This is a genomic window from Streptomyces sp. NPDC042100 (assembly GCF_055582325.1).
Genome location: NZ_JBVJDK010000016.1, coordinates 104,645 through 121,944, shown reverse-complemented (window position 1 = coordinate 121,944; position 17,300 = coordinate 104,645). Strand labels below are relative to the sequence as shown.

Genomic DNA, 17,300 nt, shown 5'->3' with positions numbered 1-17,300 from the left:
CATGAGCAAGATCCTGATCCGCGGTGCGAAGGTCCTCGGCGGCGAGGCCCAGGACGTCCTGATCGACGGCGAGACCATCGCCGAGGTGGGCACCGGCCTGTCGGCCGAGGGCGCCCAGGTGATCGAGGCCGAGGGGCAGATCCTGCTGCCGGGCCTCGTGGACCTGCACACCCACCTGCGCGAGCCGGGCCGCGAGGACTCCGAGACCGTCCTCACCGGCACCCGCGCCGCCGCCTCCGGGGGCTACACGGCCGTCTTCGCCATGGCCAACACCCACCCGGTCGCCGACACCGCGGGTGTCGTGGAGCAGGTCTACCGCCTCGGCCGCGAGCACGGCTACTGCGACGTGCAGCCCATCGGCGCCGTCACCGTCGGCCTGGAGGGCAAGAAGCTCGCCGAGCTCGGCGCCATGCACGACTCCGCCGCCGGCGTCACCGTCTTCTCCGACGACGGCAAGTGCGTCGACGACGCCGTGATCATGCGCCGCGCCCTGGAGTACGTGAAGGCCTTCGGCGGCGTCGTCGCCCAGCACGCCCAGGAGCCCCGCCTCACCGAGGGCGCCCAGATGAACGAGGGCGTCGTCTCCGCCGAGCTCGGCCTCGGCGGCTGGCCGGCCGTCGCCGAGGAGTCGATCATCGCCCGCGACGTGCTGCTCGCCGAGCACGTCGGCTCCCGCGTCCACATCTGCCACCTCTCCACCGCCGGCTCCGTCGAGATCGTCCGCTGGGCCAAGTCCCGCGGCATCGACGTCACCGCCGAGGTCACCCCGCACCACCTCCTCCTCACGGACGAGCTCGTGCGCTCGTACAACCCGGTCTACAAGGTGAACCCGCCGCTGCGCACCGAGCGGGACGTCCTGGCCCTGCGCGAGGCGCTCGCCGACGGCACGATCGACATCGTCGCCACCGACCACGCCCCGCACCCGCACGAGGACAAGGACTGCGAGTGGGCCGCCGCCGCCATGGGCATGGTCGGCCTGGAGACCGCGCTGTCCGTCGTCCAGCAGACGATGGTCGAGACCGGGCTGCTCGACTGGGCCGGTGTCGCCGACCGGATGTCCGTCAAGCCGGCCGCCATCGGGCGGGCCACCGGGCACGGCCGCCCCGTCTCGGCAGGTGAGCCCGCCAACCTGACGCTGGTGGATCCGGCTTACCGTGGTGTCGTGGACCCCGCCGACTTCGCCTCCCGCAGCCGCAACACCCCCTACGAGGGCCGTGAGCTGCCCGGGCGCGTCACCCACACGTTCCTGCGGGGTCGGGCAACGCTCGTCGACGGGAAGCTGGCGTGACACCACTCATCCATCTGGCCGAACGCAAATCCGCCGAGGTCACCGACTGGGCCGGCCGCATCGGCTGGGTCGCGGGACTGCTGCTGTTCGTCGTCTTCGTCTACTGGCTGATGCGCCAGGGATGGAAGTGGCGCGGCAGCCTCCAGTCCGGCCTCCCAGCCCTGCCCGAGCCGCCCGCCGAGCCAGGTGAGGCGAAGCTCACGCTGGCCGGCCGCTACCACGGCTCCACCACCGCCGGGCAGTGGCTCGACCGGATCGTCGCCCACGGCCTGGGCGTCCGCAGCCGCGCCGAGCTCACCCTGACGGACCAGGGGATCGCGGTCGTCCGCCCCGGCGCGCACGACTTCCTCATCCCGGCCGCCGCCCTGCGCGAGGCCCGTCTCGACAAGGGCATCGCCGGCAAGGTCCTCACCGAGGGCGGCCTGCTGGTCGTCACCTGGGAGCACGGCGACACCCTGCTCGACTCCGGCTTCCGCTCCGACCACGCGGCCGAGCACGCCGCCTGGGTCGAGGCCGTCAACTCCATGAGCACCACGAACCACGCACACACGACGGAAGGCGCACGATGACGACCTCCACCAGGGGAGCCGACAAGGTTCCCGCCGTACTCGTCCTGGAGGACGGCCGCATCTTCCGCGGCCGCGCCTACGGGGCCGTGGGGGAGACCTTCGGCGAGGCCGTGTTCTCCACTGGCATGACCGGCTACCAGGAGACCCTCACCGACCCGTCGTACCACCGCCAGGTCGTCGTGATGACCGCCCCGCACGTCGGCAACACCGGCGTGAACGACGAGGACCCCGAGTCCTCCCGCATCTGGGTCGCCGGCTACGTCGTCCGCGACCCCGCGCGCGTCTCCTCCAACTGGCGCGCCAGGCGCTCCCTCGACGAGGAGCTGCGCACGCAGGGCGTCGTCGGCATCCAGGGCATCGACACCCGCGCCCTCACCCGCCACCTGCGCGAGAGCGGCGCCATGCGCGTCGGCATCTTCTCCGGCAACGCGCTCCCCGACGAGGGCACCATGCTCGCCGAGGTCCGCCAGCAGCCCGAGATGAAGGGCGCCGACCTCTCCGCCGAGGTCGCCACCAAGGAGACGTACGTCGTCCCCGCGATCGGTGAGAAGAAGTTCACCGTCGCCGCCGTCGACCTCGGCATCAAGGGCATGACCCCGCACCGGATGGCCGAGCGCGGCATCGAGGTCCACGTGCTGCCCGCCACCGCCACCGCCGAGGACGTCTACGCCGTCAACCCCGACGGCGTGTTCTTCTCCAACGGCCCGGGCGACCCGGCCACCGCCGACGGCCCCGTCGCCGTCATGCGGGAGGTGCTGCGCCGCAAGACCCCGCTCTTCGGCATCTGCTTCGGCAACCAGATCCTGGGCCGCTCGCTCGGCTTCGGCACGTACAAGCTGAAGTACGGCCACCGGGGCATCAACCAGCCCGTCCAGGACCGCACCACCGGCAAGGTCGAGGTCACCGCGCACAACCACGGCTTCGCCGTCGACGCGCCCCTCGACAAGGTCTCCGACACCCCCTACGGGCGGGTCGAGGTGTCGCACGTCTGCCTGAACGACGACGTCGTGGAGGGCCTCCAGCTGCTCGACCAGCCGGCCTTCTCCGTCCAGTACCACCCCGAGGCCGCCGCGGGCCCGCACGACGCCGCGTACCTCTTCGACCGTTTCACCGCCCTGATGGAGGCCGAGCGTGCCTAAGCGCACCGATATCCAGTCCGTCCTGGTCATCGGCTCCGGCCCGATCGTCATCGGCCAGGCAGCGGAGTTCGACTACTCCGGCACCCAGGCGTGCCGCATCCTCAAGGCCGAGGGCCTGCGGGTCATCCTGGTCAACTCCAACCCGGCCACGATCATGACCGACCCGGAGATCGCCGACGCCACCTACGTCGAGCCGATCACCCCCGAGTTCGTCGAGAAGATCATCGCCAAGGAGCGCCCCGACGCCCTCCTGCCCACCCTCGGCGGCCAGACCGCGCTCAACACCGCGATCTCCATGCACGAGCAGGGCGTCCTGGAGAAGTACGGCGTGGAGCTCATCGGCGCCAACGTCGAGGCCATCCACAAGGGCGAGGACCGCGACCTCTTCAAGGGCGTCGTCGAGGCCGTCAAGGCCAAGATCGGCTACGGCGAGTCCGCCCGCTCGGTCATCTGCCACTCCATGGACGACGTTCTCAAGGGCGTCGACACCCTCGGCGGCTACCCCGTCGTCGTCCGCCCCTCCTTCACCATGGGCGGCGCCGGCTCCGGCTTCGCCCACGACGAGGACGAGCTGCGCCGCATCGCCGGCCAGGGCCTCACGCTCTCCCCGACCACCGAGGTGCTCCTGGAGGAGTCCATCCTCGGCTGGAAGGAGTACGAGCTGGAGCTGATGCGCGACAAGAACGACAACGTCGTGGTCGTCTGCTCCATCGAGAACTTCGACCCGATGGGCGTCCACACCGGCGACTCCATCACCGTCGCCCCGGCGATGACCCTCACCGACCGCGAGTACCAGCGGCTGCGCGACATCGGCATCGCGATCATCCGCGAGGTCGGCGTCGACACCGGCGGCTGCAACATCCAGTTCGCGATCGACCCGGCCGACGGCCGGATCATCGTCATCGAGATGAACCCGCGCGTCTCCCGCTCCTCCGCGCTCGCCTCCAAGGCCACCGGCTTCCCGATCGCCAAGATCGCCGCCCGGCTCGCCGTCGGCTACACGCTGGACGAGATCCCCAACGACATCACCGAGAAGACGCCGGCCTCCTTCGAGCCGACCCTCGACTACGTCGTCGTCAAGGCCCCGCGCTTCGCCTTCGAGAAGTTCCCCTCCGCCGACTCCACGCTGACCACGACCATGAAGTCGGTCGGCGAGGCCATGGCGATCGGCCGCAACTTCACCGAGGCGCTCCAGAAGGCCCTGCGCTCCCTGGAGAAGAAGGGCTCGCAGTTCGCCTTCACCGGCGAGACCGGCGACAAGGCCGAGCTGCTCCGCGAGGCGGTCCGCCCCACCGACGGGCGCATCAACACCGTCATGCAGGCCATCCGCGCGGGCGCCACCCCCGAGGAGGTCTTCGACGCCACCCGGATCGACCCCTGGTTCGTCGACCAGCTCTTCCTCATCAAGGAGATCGCCGACGAGCTGGCCGCCGCCGAGAAGCTGGAGCCCGAGCTCCTCGCCGAGGCCAAGCGCCACGGCTTCTCCGACGCCCAGATCGCCGAGATCCGCGGCCTGCGCGAGGACGTCGTCCGCGAGGTCCGGCACGCCCTCGGCGTCCGCCCGGTCTACAAGACGGTCGACACCTGCGCCGCCGAGTTCGCCGCCAAGACCCCGTACTTCTACTCCTCGTACGACGAGGAGACCGAGGTCGCGCCCCGCGAGAAGCCCGCGGTCATCATCCTGGGCTCCGGCCCGAACCGCATCGGCCAGGGCATCGAGTTCGACTACTCCTGCGTCCACGCCTCCTTCGCGCTCAGCGACGCGGGCTACGAGACCGTGATGGTCAACTGCAACCCCGAGACCGTCTCGACGGACTACGACACCTCCGACCGCCTGTACTTCGAGCCGCTGACGCTTGAGGACGTGCTGGAGATCGTGCACGCCGAGTCCCTCGCGGGCCCCATCGCCGGCGTCGTCGTCCAGCTCGGCGGCCAGACCCCGCTGGGCCTCGCCCAGGCGCTCAAGGACAACGGCGTGCCGGTCGTCGGCACCTCCCCCGAGGCCATCCACGCCGCCGAGGACCGGGGCGCCTTCGGCCAGGTGCTCGCCGAGGCCGGGCTGCCCGCGCCGAAGCACGGCACCGCCACCACCTTCGCCGGCGCCAAGGCCATCGCCGACGAGATCGGCTACCCCGTCCTCGTACGCCCCTCGTACGTGCTCGGCGGCCGCGGCATGGAGATCGTCTACGACGAGACCCGCCTGGAGTCGTACATCGCGGAGTCCACCGAGATCTCGCCGACCCGCCCGGTGCTGGTCGACCGCTTCCTCGACGACGCCATCGAGATCGACGTCGACGCGCTCTACGACGGCCAGGAGCTCTACCTCGGCGGCGTCATGGAGCACATCGAGGAGGCCGGCATCCACTCCGGCGACTCGGCCTGCGCGCTGCCCCCGATCACCCTCGGCGGCTACGACATCAAGCGCCTGCGTGCCTCCACCGAGGCCATCGCCAAGGGCGTCGGCGTGCGCGGCCTGATCAACATCCAGTTCGCGATGGCCGGCGACATCCTGTACGTCCTGGAGGCCAACCCGCGCGCCTCCCGCACCGTCCCCTTCACCTCGAAGGCGACCGCCGTGCCGCTCGCGAAGGCCGCCGCCCGCATCTCGCTCGGCGCCACCATCGCCGAGCTGCGCGCCGAGGGCCTGCTGCCGAAGACCGGCGACGGCGGCACCCTGCCGCTCGACGCGCCGATCTCCGTCAAGGAGGCCGTCATGCCGTGGTCGCGCTTCCGCGACATCCACGGCCGAGGCGTGGACACCGTCCTCGGCCCGGAGATGCGCTCCACCGGCGAGGTCATGGGCATCGACAACGTCTTCGGCACGGCGTACGCCAAGTCGCAGGCCGGTGCCTACGGCCCGCTGCCCACCAAGGGCCGCGCGTTCATCTCCGTCGCCAACCGCGACAAGCGCTCGATGATCTTCCCGGCCCGCGAGCTGGTCGCCCACGGCTTCGAGCTGATGGCCACCTCCGGCACCGCCGAGGTCCTCAAGCGCAACGGCATCAACGCGACGATCGTGCGCAAGCAGTCCGAGGGCGAGGGCCCGAACGGCGAGAAGACGATCGTCCAGCTCATCCACGACGGCCAGGTCGACCTGATCGTCAACACCCCGTACGGCACCGGTGGCCGCCTCGACGGCTACGACATCCGCACGGCGGCGGTGGCCCGCTCCGTCCCCTGCCTGACCACGGTCCAGGCGCTGGCGGCGGCGGTCCAGGGCATCGACGCCCTCAACCACGGCGACGTGGGCGTCCGCTCGCTCCAGGAGCACGCGGAGCACCTGACCGCGGCCCGCGACTAGCAGCCCGAGAGAAGCAGGGGGACACCGGCAGCACCGCGGTGTCCCCCTCTTCATGAGCGCACGAGGGATATTTCGGACGATGTACAAGCTCTTCTTCAACCTGATCTTCAAGCGGATGGATCCCGAGAAGGCCCACTACCTGGCCTTCCGCTGGATCCGGCTCGCCGCGCGCGTCCCGGTCCTGCGCACCTTCGTCGCGGCCGTCCTCGCCCCCCGCCACAAGGCGCTGCGCACCGAGGCCCTGGGCCTGCGGATGCACGGCCCCTTCGGCCTCGCCGCCGGCTTCGACAAGAACGCCGTCGCCATCGACGGCATGGCGATGCTCGGCTTCGACCACGTCGAGATCGGCACCGTCACCGGCGAGGCCCAGCCCGGCAACCCCAAGAAGCGCCTCTTCCGGCTGGTCCCGGACCGCGCCCTGATCAACCGCATGGGCTTCAACAACGAGGGCTCGGCCGCCGTCGCCGCCCGCCTCGCCGCCCGCGAGCCGGTCTTCCGGACCGTCGTCGGCGTCAACATCGGCAAGACCAAGGTGGTCCCCGAGGCCGAGGCCGCCGCCGACTACGTGAAGTCCACCGAGCGGCTCGCCCGCCACGCCGACTACCTCGTCGTCAACGTCTCCTCGCCCAACACCCCGGGCCTGCGCAACCTCCAGGCCACCGAGTCGCTGCGCCCGCTGCTGACCGCCGTCCGCGAGGCCGCCGACCGCGCCGTCACCGACCGCCGCGTCCCGCTCCTGGTGAAGATCGCCCCCGACCTCGCCGACGAGGACGTGGACGCCGTCGCCGACCTGGCCCTGGAGCTCGGCCTCGACGGCATCATCGCCACCAACACCACGATCGCCCGTGAGGGCCTGGGCCTCGCCTCCGACCCGGCGCTGACCGCGGAGACCGGCGGCCTGTCCGGCGCCCCGGTCAAGGCGCGCTCCCTGGAGGTCCTGAGCCGCCTGTACGCGCGCGTCGGCGACCGGATCGTCCTCGTCGGCGTCGGCGGCATCGAGAACGCCGACGACGCCTGGCAGCGGATCCTCGCGGGCGCCACCCTGATCCAGGGCTACAGCGCCTTCATCTACGAGGGCCCGTTCTACGCCCGCGCGATCCACCAGGGCCTCGCCGCGCGCCTGGCCGCCTCCCCGTACGCCACCCTCGCCGAGGCCGTCGGCGCCGCCCACCGAAAGGACGCGAAGTGACCGCTGCCAGCCCGGAGACCCCGGCCCCCTTCGGCGCCCGCCTGCGCGCCGCCATGGACGAGCGCGGCCCGCTGTGCGTCGGCATCGACCCGCACGCGGCCCTGCTGGGCTCCTGGGGCCTCGCCGACGACATCGCGGGCCTGGAGCGCTTCACGTACACCGTCGTGGAGGCCCTGGCCGGCACCGTCGCCGTCTTCAAGCCCCAGGCGGCCTTCTTCGAGCGCTTCGGCTCGAAGGGCGTCGCCGTCCTGGAGCGCGCCGTCGCCGATCTGCGCGCGGCCGGCGGCCTGGTGGTCATGGACGCCAAGCGCGGCGACATCGGCTCCACCATGGGCGCCTACGCGGAGGCCTTCCTGCGCGAGGACGCCCCGCTGTTCTCCGACGCGCTCACGGTCTCCCCGTACCTCGGCTACGGCTCCCTGAAGCCGGCCGTCGACCTGGCCCGCGAGTCCGGCGCCGGCCTCTTCGTGCTGGCCCTCACCTCCAACCCGGAGGGCGCCGAGGTCCAGCGCGCGGTCCGCGAGGACGGCCGGACCGTCGGCGCGACCATGCTGGCCCACCTGGCCGCCGAGAACGCGGGGGAGACCCCCATGGGCTCCTTCGGCGCGGTCGTCGGCGCCACCCTCGGCGACCTGTCCGCCTTCGACCTGGACATCGACGGGCCGCTCCTCGCGCCCGGCATCGGCGCCCAGGGCGCGACCCCGGCGGACCTCCCCAGGGTCTTCGGCGCCGCGGTCCGCAACGTGGTCCCGAACGTCAGCCGGGGCGTCCTCAAGGAGGGCCCCGACGCCGCCGCGCTGCGCGGCGCGGCGGAGCGCTTCGCCGACGAGGTGCGCACGGCCGTCGCCGGCTAGGACCCGCCCCGGGAGCCCCCCTCCCCGAGCCCGCGCGGGACCCGTGCGCGCGCCGTACCCGGTACGGCGCGCGCACGGGTCCCGCCGCGCTTTCCGTCCACCGCCCCTCGCGGCCCGAAGTGCCTTACGGGAAAGGGGCGTTAGGCCCTGTCCGAGCCGCACCCGCCCGGGCAGCGTGGAGGGTGGACGCGCCCGCCCGGGGCGCGGAGCAGGAACGGAGCGGACGTGGCGCGGCCCGTACAGACCCCCGCCGAGGTACTCGGCATCGAACCGGCCGGGGCCTACCACCGGCTGCTGCTGCGGGCCCCGGGTGTCGCCGCGGGCGTCCGCCCCGGCCACTTCGCCACGCTGGCCATCGGCGGCCGCGACTCCGCCACGCCGCTGCGGCGCGCCTTCTCGATCCACCGCGCCGACCCGGCCGCCGGCACCATCGAGCTGATCTTCGCCGAGCACGGCCGGGGCACCCGTGCGCTGGCCCGGCACCGGCCCGGCGACACCGTCGACCTGGTCGCGCCGCTCGGCACCCCCTTCCCGCTCGCCGACGGCCCCGAGGCGGCCGTACTGGTCGCCGGCGGCTACGGCAGCGCGCCCATGTTCTCGCTGGCCGAGGCGATCCTCGCGCGCGGCGGCTCGGTCGGCTTCGTCCTGGGCGCCGCCACCGCCGACCGCCTCTTCGGCGTGGCCGAGGCCCGCGCCCTGACCCCGCACGTCGCCGTGGTCACCGACGACGGCTCGTACGGCGAGCGGGGCCGGGTCACCGACCCGCTGGCCGCCATGGTCCGGACCGTCGGCGCGGACGTCGTCCACTCCTGCGGGCCGATGCCCATGCTGCGCGCGGTCACCGAGGTGGCCGTCGCGGCGGGCGCCCGCAGCCACACCGCCGTCGAGGAGGCGATGGCCTGCGGCTTCGGCGTCTGCATGAGCTGCGTGCTGCCGGTGGCGGGCCCGGACGGGACCACCCGCCTGGTCCGCTCCTGCACCGAGGGCCCGGTCTTCGACGGCACGGCCGTCCGCTGGTCGGAGGCGGGCGTCCCGGGCCCGGCGGCCTCCCCGCCCCCGGCTGCCTCCCCGGAACCACCCGCCTCCCCGCCCGCACCCGCCTCCCCGCCCGCATCCGCCTCCCCGGAACCACCCGCCTCCCCGGCCGTGCCCGGGTCCCCGTCCCCGTCCGCCGAGTCCCGGGACCCCCGGGGAGGAGTCCACGCATGAACGCCCCCGTCCAGCTCCCCGCCACCGCCCGCACGACCTCCCGCTCCAGCGCCCTCGACCCCGCCGCCGTCGACATGTCGGCCCCGCTGGGCGCGTCCGTCACCCTCCCCAACCCCGTGACCACCGCCTCCGGCTGCGCGGGATACGGCCGGGAGCTCGCCGCCTTCGTACCGCTCGGCGAGCTCGGCACCCTCACCACCAAGACCGTCATGCCGCGGCCCCGGCAGGGCCGCCCCACCCCGCGCATGGCGGAGACGCCCAGCGGGATGCTGAACTCCATCGGCCTCCAGGGCTCCGGCGTCGACCACCTGGTGGACCGCGAGCTGCCCTGGCTCGCCGAGCGCGGGGCGCGCGTGCTGGTGTCGGTGGCGGGGGAGCGGCCCGAGGAGTTCGCCGAGGCGGCGGCCCGGCTCACCGGCGCGCCCGGGGTGGTCGGGGTGGAGGTCAACATCTCCTGCCCCAACGTCGCCAACCGCGGCCTGGTCTTCGCCGCCGGCCCGGACTCCGCCCACGAGGTGGTCGCCGCGGTACGGGCGGCCGCCGATCCGGCGCTGCCGGTCTACGCGAAGCTCACCCCGGACGTCACCTCGATCGTCGACGTCGCGGCGGCGTGCGTGGCGGCGGGCGCCGACGGCCTGTCGATGATCAACACGCTGCTCGGCATGAGGATCGACCCCGTCACCCTGCGGCCCGCCCTCGCCGGCGTCACGGGCGGCCTGTCGGGCCCCGCCGTCCGCCCGGTCGCGGTGCGCTGCGTCCACCAGGTGTACGCGGCGATGCGGCGCGGCGACTTCCGCGCGGTCCCGATCCTCGGCATGGGCGGGATCACCTCGGGCGCCGACGCCCTGGAGCTCGTCCTGGCGGGTGCCTCGGGCGTCGCGGTCGGCACCGCGATCTTCACCAACCCGTCGGCGCCGCTCGACGTCCTCCGGGAACTGCGCGTGGAGCTCGCGGAGCGCGGATTCGGCGCGTTCCGGGACGCCGTGGGATACGCGCACCGCTGATCCGGTGGCCGAGGGGCGCCCGCCGGTAGCGCTCCGGAACCGTTCCGTCCCTGATCCGGCGCCGGGAAGACGCCGGCCGAGCGCCGGCCGAGCGCTGTCCGGACGCCGGATCGGACAGTGTTTCCGAACACGTCTCGGACGCCGGTCGACGACTCCTTGGCGGAATCCTTACCGAAATCCGGGCCGATTTGTCTTAAAAGCCCGATCCGATGGATGCTGACCTGGAGTTTTCGTCTGTTCTCGCTGACTGGAGCGGCCATGGCCGCTAGTCTCCGGGGCAGAGTCGGCGTTCGGCGTACTCCACGTCGGTCGCTGCTCCACTGGTGTGTGGCGTGCAGCTTCCCACCGGTCCGTATCCGACAGTTCGACATCCGAGGTGACGTAGGCGTGGCTCTTCCGCCCCTTACCCCTGAACAGCGCGCAGCCGCGCTCGAAAAGGCCGCCGCGGCTCGCCGGGAGCGGGCCGAGGTCAAGAATCGACTCAAGCACTCCGGCGCATCCCTCCACGAGGTGATCAAGTCCGGCCAGGAGAACGACGTCATCGGCAAGATGAAGGTCTCCGCGCTGCTGGAGTCGCTCCCGGGCGTGGGCAAGGTCCGCGCCAAGCAGATCATGGAGCGCCTGGGCATCTCCGAGAGCCGCCGGGTCCGTGGCCTCGGCTCCAACCAGATCGCCTCCCTGGAGCGCGAGTTCGGCAGCACCGGCGCCTGAACGGCGGACCGTGCCCGGGACACGCGTCCCGGGCACCCCGGTGAAGCTGGAATAATCGCTGCATGGCAGCAGAGGTACGTCCGCGGCTGACCGTGCTCTCCGGCCCCTCAGGGGTGGGCAAGAGCACGGTCGTCGCTCATATGCGCAAGGTCCACCCCGAGGTCTGGCTCTCGGTGTCGGCCACGACACGAAAGCCCCGCCCCGGCGAGAAGCACGGCGTCCAGTACTTCTTCGTGACGGACGACGAGTTCGACAAGCTGATCGCCAACGGCGAGCTCCTCGAATGGGCCGAGTTCGCGGGCAACCGCTACGGCACCCCGCGCGGTGCGGTGCTCGACCGCCTGGAGGCCGGCGAGCCGGTCCTCCTGGAGATCGACCTCCAGGGCGCGCGCCAGGTGAAGGAGTCCATGGACGACTCCCAGCTGGTCTTCCTGGCCCCGCCGAGCTGGGAGGAGCTGGTCCGCCGGCTCACCGGCCGAGGCACCGAGTCGCCCGAGGTGATCGAGCGCCGGCTGGCGGCCGCGAAGGTCGAGCTGGCCGCCGAGTCGGAGTTCGACACCACGCTGGTCAACACCTCGGTCGAGGACGTCGCCCGTGAGCTGCTAACGTTGATGAACGTTGTCTGATCTTTTTTCCATCTTCGGAAGGTAGAGCGTGTCCTCTTCCATCACCGCGCCCGAGGGCATCATCAACCCGCCGATCGACGAGCTGCTCGAGGCGACGGACTCCAAGTACAGCCTCGTGATCTATGCGGCCAAGCGTGCGCGCCAGATCAACGCGTACTACTCGCAGCTGGGCGAGGGCCTGCTCGAGTACGTCGGTCCTCTCGTCGACACCCACGTCCACGAGAAGCCGCTCTCGATCGCGCTGCGCGAGATCAACGCGGGTCTGCTGACCTCCGAGGCCATCGCGGACCCGGCGCAGTAGAGCAGCAGAGCTCGTAATCGCTTGTCACCACAGGCCCGGCGGACCACCCGCCGGGCCTGTGGTGTCTCATGAAGTCGTACGCATCCGAGTACGGGGAGCAGGAGAAGTCGTGGCCAAGCCGAAGGTCGTCCTGGGGGTCAGCGGCGGGATCGCCGCCTACAAGGCGTGCGAGCTGCTGCGGCGGCTGACCGAGTCCGGCCACGACGTCCGCGTCGTGCCCACCGACGCGGCCCTGCACTTCGTCGGCGCGGCCACCTGGTCCGCGCTCTCCGGCCACCCGGTCTCCACCGAGGTCTGGGACTCCGTGCACGAGGTCCCGCACGTGCGCATCGGGCAGGGCGCCGACCTGGTCGTGGTCGCCCCGGCCACCGCCGACATGCTGGCCAAGGCCGCCCACGGCCTCGCCGACGACCTGCTCACCAACACGCTGCTCACCGCCCGCTGCCCGGTGGTCTTCGCCCCGGCCATGCACACCGAGATGTGGGAGCACCCGGCCACCCAGGAGAACGTGGCGACGCTGCGCCGCCGCGGCGCGGTCGTCATCGAGCCCGCCGTCGGCCGGCTCACCGGCGTCGACACCGGCAAGGGCCGGCTGCCCGACCCGGGCGAGATCTTCGAGGTCTGCCGGAACGTGCTGGCGCGCGGCGCCGCCGCCCCCGACCTGGCCGGCCGGCACGTCGTGGTCAGCGCGGGCGGCACCCGCGAGCCCCTGGACCCGGTCCGCTATCTGGGCAACCGCTCCTCCGGCAAGCAGGGCTACGCCCTCGCCAAGGCCGCCGCCGCGCGCGGCGCCCGGGTCACGCTGGTGGCGGCCAACGCCGGGCTGCCCGACCCGGCCGGTGTCGACGTCGTGCACGTCGGCACCGCCGTCCAGCTGCGGGAGGCGGTCCTCAAGGCGGTCGCCGACGCCGACGCCGTCGTGATGGCCGCCGCGGTCGCCGACTTCCGGCCCGCCGCCTACGCCCCCGGCAAGATCAAGAAGACCGACGACGGCGGCGCCCCGACCATCGAACTGGTCCGCAACCCCGACATCCTCGCCGAGCTGGCCGCCGAGCGTGCGCTGCCCGGCCAGGTCGTGGTCGGCTTCGCCGCCGAGACCGACGACGTCCTCGCCAACGGGCGCGCCAAGCTGCGCCGCAAGGGCTGCGACCTGCTGGTCGTCAACGAGGTGGGGGAGCGCAAGACCTTCGGCTCCGAGGAGAACGAGGCCGTGGTCCTCGCCGCCGACGGCACCGAGACCCCGGTCCCGTACGGGCCGAAGGAAGCGCTGGCGGAGACGGTCTGGGACCTCGTGCTGCCTCGGCTGCGGGTCTCCTGACGGAGCTGGATGCCCCATCCGTGTGACGTGAGGGGCGGGAGCGACGGCGGAGGCGGACCGTCAAGGGAGCGGACCGTCCGGTTTCCGTCGCTCCGCCATCCTTAAATCAATAGAAAACGGACAACTCATGGCGCGGGGCTGTCCATTTCCGCTCCGCGACGGGAATCACGTGCCAAGACTCCTGGCCAGATACCCGATCGTGACCGATAGACTGTTCTCGGAACGTCGCGGGGCGCAGCCCCCTGCCGGTCCGCAATCGTCTAGCCAGCAGCCGCTGCAACCCCAGGGAGCGTTGTGTCCCGTCGTCTGTTCACCTCGGAGTCCGTCACCGAGGGTCACCCCGACAAGATCGCTGACCAGATCAGTGACACCATCCTCGACGCGCTGCTCAAGGAGGACCCCACCTCCCGTGTCGCCGTCGAGACCCTGATCACCACCGGCCTGGTGCACGTCGCCGGTGAGGTCACCACGAAGGCGTGGGCGGACATCCCCACCCTCGTCCGCAACAAGATCCTCGACATCGGGTACGACTCCTCGAAGAAGGGCTTCGACGGCGCTTCCTGCGGCGTCTCGGTCTCCATCGGGTCGCAGTCCCCGGACATCGCCCAGGGCGTCGACACCGCTTACGAGCAGCGCGTCGAGGGTGACGAGGACGAGCTCGACAAGCAGGGCGCCGGCGACCAGGGCCTGATGTTCGGCTACGCGTCGGACGAGACCCCGGAGCTCATGCCGCTCCCGATCCACGTCGCGCACCGCCTCTCCCGCCGCCTCACCGAGGTGCGCAAGAACGGCACCATCCCGTACCTGCGCCCCGACGGCAAGACCCAGGTCACCATCGAGTACGACGGCGACAAGGCCGTCCGCCTCGACACCGTGGTCGTCTCCTCGCAGCACGCCTCCGACATCGACCTGGAGTCGCTGCTCGCGCCCGACATCCGCGAGTTCGTCGTCGAGCACGTGCTGAAGCAGCTCGTCGAGGACGGCATCAAGCTGGACACCGACGGCTACCGCCTGCTGGTCAACCCGACCGGCCGCTTCGAGATCGGCGGCCCGATGGGCGACGCCGGCCTCACCGGCCGCAAGATCATCATCGACACCTACGGCGGCATGGCCCGCCACGGCGGCGGCGCCTTCTCGGGCAAGGACCCGTCCAAGGTCGACCGCTCGGCCGCCTACGCCATGCGCTGGGTCGCCAAGAACGTCGTCGCCGCGGGCCTCGCCTCCCGCTGCGAGGTCCAGGTCGCGTACGCGATCGGCAAGGCGGAGCCCGTCGGCCTCTTCGTCGAGACCTTCGGCACCAACACCATCGAGACCGAGAAGATCGAGAACGCCATCGCCGAGGTCTTCGACCTCCGCCCGGCCGCGATCATCCGCGACCTCGACCTGCTCCGCCCGATCTACTCCCAGACCGCCGCCTACGGCCACTTCGGCCGCGAGCTGCCCGACTTCACCTGGGAGCGCACCGACCGCGTGGAGGCCCTGAAGGCGGCCGCCGGCGTCTGATCCACGCCCCCACGGCAGTCCTCCGAAGGCCCGGCACCCCTCACGGGGGGCCGGGCCTTCGCCGTGTCCGCCGGACTGTCGGTGCGGTCTGGTAGGTATGAGGCTGTGAGCAGCGAGAACGAGAAGCCCGAGGGGCACACGGAGCCCGCGGGGCACGAGGAGCCCGAGCAGCTCGCGCTCATCCGGGAGACCGTCCGGCAGGCCAAGGTGCCGCGGGCCAAGCCCCGGACCTGGCGGGGGGCCGCGCTCGCCAAGGAGCTTCCGGTGGCGCGGGTCGTGGTCAACAAGGGCGTGCTCCACCTCGACCAGTTCTTCGACTACGCGGTGCCCGAGGAGCTCGACGAGGCCGCCCAGCCGGGCGTGCGGGTGCGGGTGCGGTTCGGGGCCGGCGCGCACCAGGTCAGGGGCGGGCGGCGCGAGGGCGGCCGGCTCATCGACGGCTTCCTCGTCGAGCGGCTGGCCCACTCCGACTACTCCGGGCCGCTCGCCGCGCTCGCCGACGTCGTCTCGCCCGAGCCCGTGCTCGGCCCCGAGCAGCTCGCCCTCGCCCGCGCCGTCGCCGACCGGTACGCCGGCAGCCTCGCCGACGTGCTCCAGCTCGCCGTGCCCCCCCGCAGCGCCCGCGCCGAGGGCCGCCCCTCGCCGGCGCCGCTGCCCCCGCCGCCCGTCCCCGAGCCGGGGAGCTGGACGCGGTACGAGCGGGGGGCCGGCTTCCTGGACTCCCTCGCGCGCGGCGGGGCGCCCCGGGCCGTCTGGACCGCGCTGCCCGGCCCCCACTGGGCCGAGGAGATCGCCCGCGCCGTCGCCGCCACCCTCGCCTCCGGCCGAGGCGCCCTCGTCGTCGTCCCCGACGGGCGCGCCGCCGACCGGGTGGACCGGGCCCTCACCGAGCTCCTCGGCGACGGACGGCACGCCCTGCTCACCGCCGAGGCCGGACCCGAGAAGCGGTACGCGCAGTGGCTCGCCGTGCGGCGCGGCGCCGTCCGGGCCGTCGTCGGCACCCGCGCCGCCATGTTCGCGCCCGTCCGCGAACTCGGCCTCGCCGTCATCTGGGACGACGGCGACGGCAGCCACAGCGAGCCGCACGCCCCCCAGCCGCACGCCCGCGACGTCCTGCTGCTGCGCGCCGCCCACGACCGCTGCGCCTTCCTGCTCGGCTCCACCGGCTGCACCGTCGAGGCCGCCCAGCTCGTCGAGTCCGGCTGGGCGCAGCCGCTCGCCGCCGGGCGCGAGCAGATCCGCGCCGCCGCCCCGCTGGTGCGGACCGTCGGCGACACCGACCTCGCCCGCGACGAGGCCGCCCGCGCCGCCCGGCTGCCCACGCTCGCCTGGCAGGTCGTCCGGGAGGGGCTGAAGACCGGCCCCGTCCTGGTCCAGGTCCCGCGCCGGGGCTACGTGCCCCGGCTCGCCTGCGAGCGCTGCCGCACGCCCGCCCGCTGCGCGCACTGCGCCGGCCCCCTGGAGGCCCCCGAGCAGCAGGCGCTGCACTGCGCCTGGTGCGGGCGCGGCGCCGAGGGCTGGCACTGCTCCGAGTGCGGCTCCGCCCGGCTGCGGGCCCAGATCGTCGGCGCCCGGCGCACCGCCGAGGAGCTCGGCCGGGCCTTCCCCGCCGTGCCCGTGCGCACCTCCGGGCGCGACCATGTGCTCGACCGGGTGCCGGGCCGCCCCGCGCTGGTGGTGAGCACGCCCGGCGCCGAGCCCGTCGCCGAGGGCGGCTACGCCGCCGCGCTGCTCCTCGACGGCTGGGCCATGCTCGGCCGGCCCGACCTGCGCGCGGGGGAGGAGGCGCTGCGGCGCTGGATCGACGCCGCCTCCCTGGTCCGCGGCCAGCCGGACGGCGGCACGGTCGTCGTCGTCGCCGAACCGACCCTGCGGCCGGTCCAGGCCCTGGTCCGCTGGGACCCCGTCGGGCACGCCCGGCGGGAGCTGGCCGAGCGGGCCGAGCTGGGCTTCCCGCCGGTCTCCCGGATGGCCGCCGTCGCCGGCCCGCCGGACGCCCTCGCGGGCTTCCTGGCCGCCGCCGCGCTGCCGGCCGACGCCGAGGTCCTCGGCCCGGTCCCGCTGCCGGTCACCCGCCCCGGAGGCCCGCGCCGCCCCGGCGACACCCCGCCCGGCGAGCAGTGGGAGCGGGCCCTGATCCGGGTGCCCCCCGGCAGCGGCGCGGCCCTGGCCTCGGCCCTCAAACAGGCCCGGGCCTCCCGGCTCGCGCGCGGCGGCGGCGAGCCGGTGCGGGTGCGGGTGGATCCGCCGGACATCGGCTGAGGCGGGCCCCGGGCCCGTACGCGCCG

Annotated in this window: 14 protein-coding genes; all 14 read left to right on the top strand. The window is 73.2% G+C overall.

The window, feature by feature from the left end; all coding sequences use genetic code 11:
- Position 1 precedes the first annotated feature (1 nt).
- Positions 2-1,288, top strand: coding sequence for a dihydroorotase (locus ACZ6J5_RS30470; RefSeq protein WP_469396839.1), 1,287 nt, complete (start codon positions 2-4; stop codon positions 1,286-1,288).
- On the top strand, positions 1,285-1,857 hold the full coding sequence (locus ACZ6J5_RS30465) for a PH-like domain-containing protein (protein WP_469396838.1): 573 nt from the start codon (positions 1,285-1,287) through the stop codon (positions 1,855-1,857). The genes ACZ6J5_RS30470 and ACZ6J5_RS30465 overlap by 4 nt, the downstream gene beginning before the upstream one ends.
- A complete protein-coding gene (gene carA, locus ACZ6J5_RS30460; RefSeq protein ID WP_469396836.1) occupies positions 1,854-2,996 on the top strand; it encodes a glutamine-hydrolyzing carbamoyl-phosphate synthase small subunit in 1,143 nt (380 codons plus the stop codon). The genes ACZ6J5_RS30465 and carA overlap by 4 nt, the downstream gene beginning before the upstream one ends.
- Positions 2,989-6,297, top strand: coding sequence for a carbamoyl-phosphate synthase large subunit (gene carB / locus ACZ6J5_RS30455; RefSeq protein ID WP_469396834.1), 3,309 nt, complete (start codon positions 2,989-2,991; stop codon positions 6,295-6,297). The genes carA and carB overlap by 8 nt, the downstream gene beginning before the upstream one ends.
- 79 nt (positions 6,298-6,376) lie before the next feature.
- The gene (locus tag ACZ6J5_RS30450) at positions 6,377-7,486 is read left to right on the top strand and encodes a quinone-dependent dihydroorotate dehydrogenase (RefSeq protein ID WP_469396832.1); all 1,110 of its coding nucleotides are present in this window, start codon (positions 6,377-6,379) and stop codon (positions 7,484-7,486) included.
- Positions 7,483-8,340 (top strand): orotidine-5'-phosphate decarboxylase, encoded by an 858-nt coding sequence (pyrF, locus tag ACZ6J5_RS30445; RefSeq protein ID WP_469396831.1) that lies wholly within the window; start codon positions 7,483-7,485, stop codon positions 8,338-8,340. Before ACZ6J5_RS30450 ends, pyrF begins: the two co-directional genes overlap by 4 nt.
- A gap of 225 nt (positions 8,341-8,565) precedes the next feature.
- A complete protein-coding gene (locus ACZ6J5_RS30440) occupies positions 8,566-9,549 on the top strand; it encodes a dihydroorotate dehydrogenase electron transfer subunit (protein WP_469396830.1) in 984 nt (327 codons plus the stop codon).
- Positions 9,546-10,553 (top strand): dihydroorotate dehydrogenase, encoded by a 1,008-nt coding sequence (locus tag ACZ6J5_RS30435; RefSeq protein ID WP_469396828.1) that lies wholly within the window; start codon positions 9,546-9,548, stop codon positions 10,551-10,553. The genes ACZ6J5_RS30440 and ACZ6J5_RS30435 overlap by 4 nt, the downstream gene beginning before the upstream one ends.
- A 387-nt stretch (positions 10,554-10,940) precedes the next feature.
- Complete coding sequence (locus ACZ6J5_RS30430; RefSeq protein ID WP_030693098.1) at positions 10,941-11,264, top strand: integration host factor; 324 nt, start codon at positions 10,941-10,943, stop codon at positions 11,262-11,264.
- Between the two features lie 62 nt (positions 11,265-11,326).
- The gene (gmk, locus tag ACZ6J5_RS30425; RefSeq protein WP_469396827.1) at positions 11,327-11,890 is read left to right on the top strand and encodes a guanylate kinase; all 564 of its coding nucleotides are present in this window, start codon (positions 11,327-11,329) and stop codon (positions 11,888-11,890) included.
- 28 nt (positions 11,891-11,918) lie between these two features.
- Positions 11,919-12,191 carry a DNA-directed RNA polymerase subunit omega gene (rpoZ, locus tag ACZ6J5_RS30420; protein WP_132914500.1) on the top strand — a complete coding sequence of 91 codons (273 nt, stop codon included), beginning with the start codon at positions 11,919-11,921 and terminating at the stop codon, positions 12,189-12,191.
- A 109-nt stretch (positions 12,192-12,300) separates the two neighbouring features.
- A complete protein-coding gene (coaBC, locus tag ACZ6J5_RS30415) occupies positions 12,301-13,509 on the top strand; it encodes a bifunctional phosphopantothenoylcysteine decarboxylase/phosphopantothenate--cysteine ligase CoaBC (protein WP_469396825.1) in 1,209 nt (402 codons plus the stop codon).
- A gap of 294 nt (positions 13,510-13,803) precedes the next feature.
- The gene (gene metK / locus ACZ6J5_RS30410; protein WP_469396823.1) at positions 13,804-15,012 is read left to right on the top strand and encodes a methionine adenosyltransferase; all 1,209 of its coding nucleotides are present in this window, start codon (positions 13,804-13,806) and stop codon (positions 15,010-15,012) included.
- Positions 15,013-15,117: 105 nt separating this feature from the next.
- Complete coding sequence (locus tag ACZ6J5_RS30405; RefSeq protein ID WP_469396821.1) at positions 15,118-17,274, top strand: primosomal protein N'; 2,157 nt, start codon at positions 15,118-15,120, stop codon at positions 17,272-17,274.
- Positions 17,275-17,300: the final 26 nt, after the last annotated feature.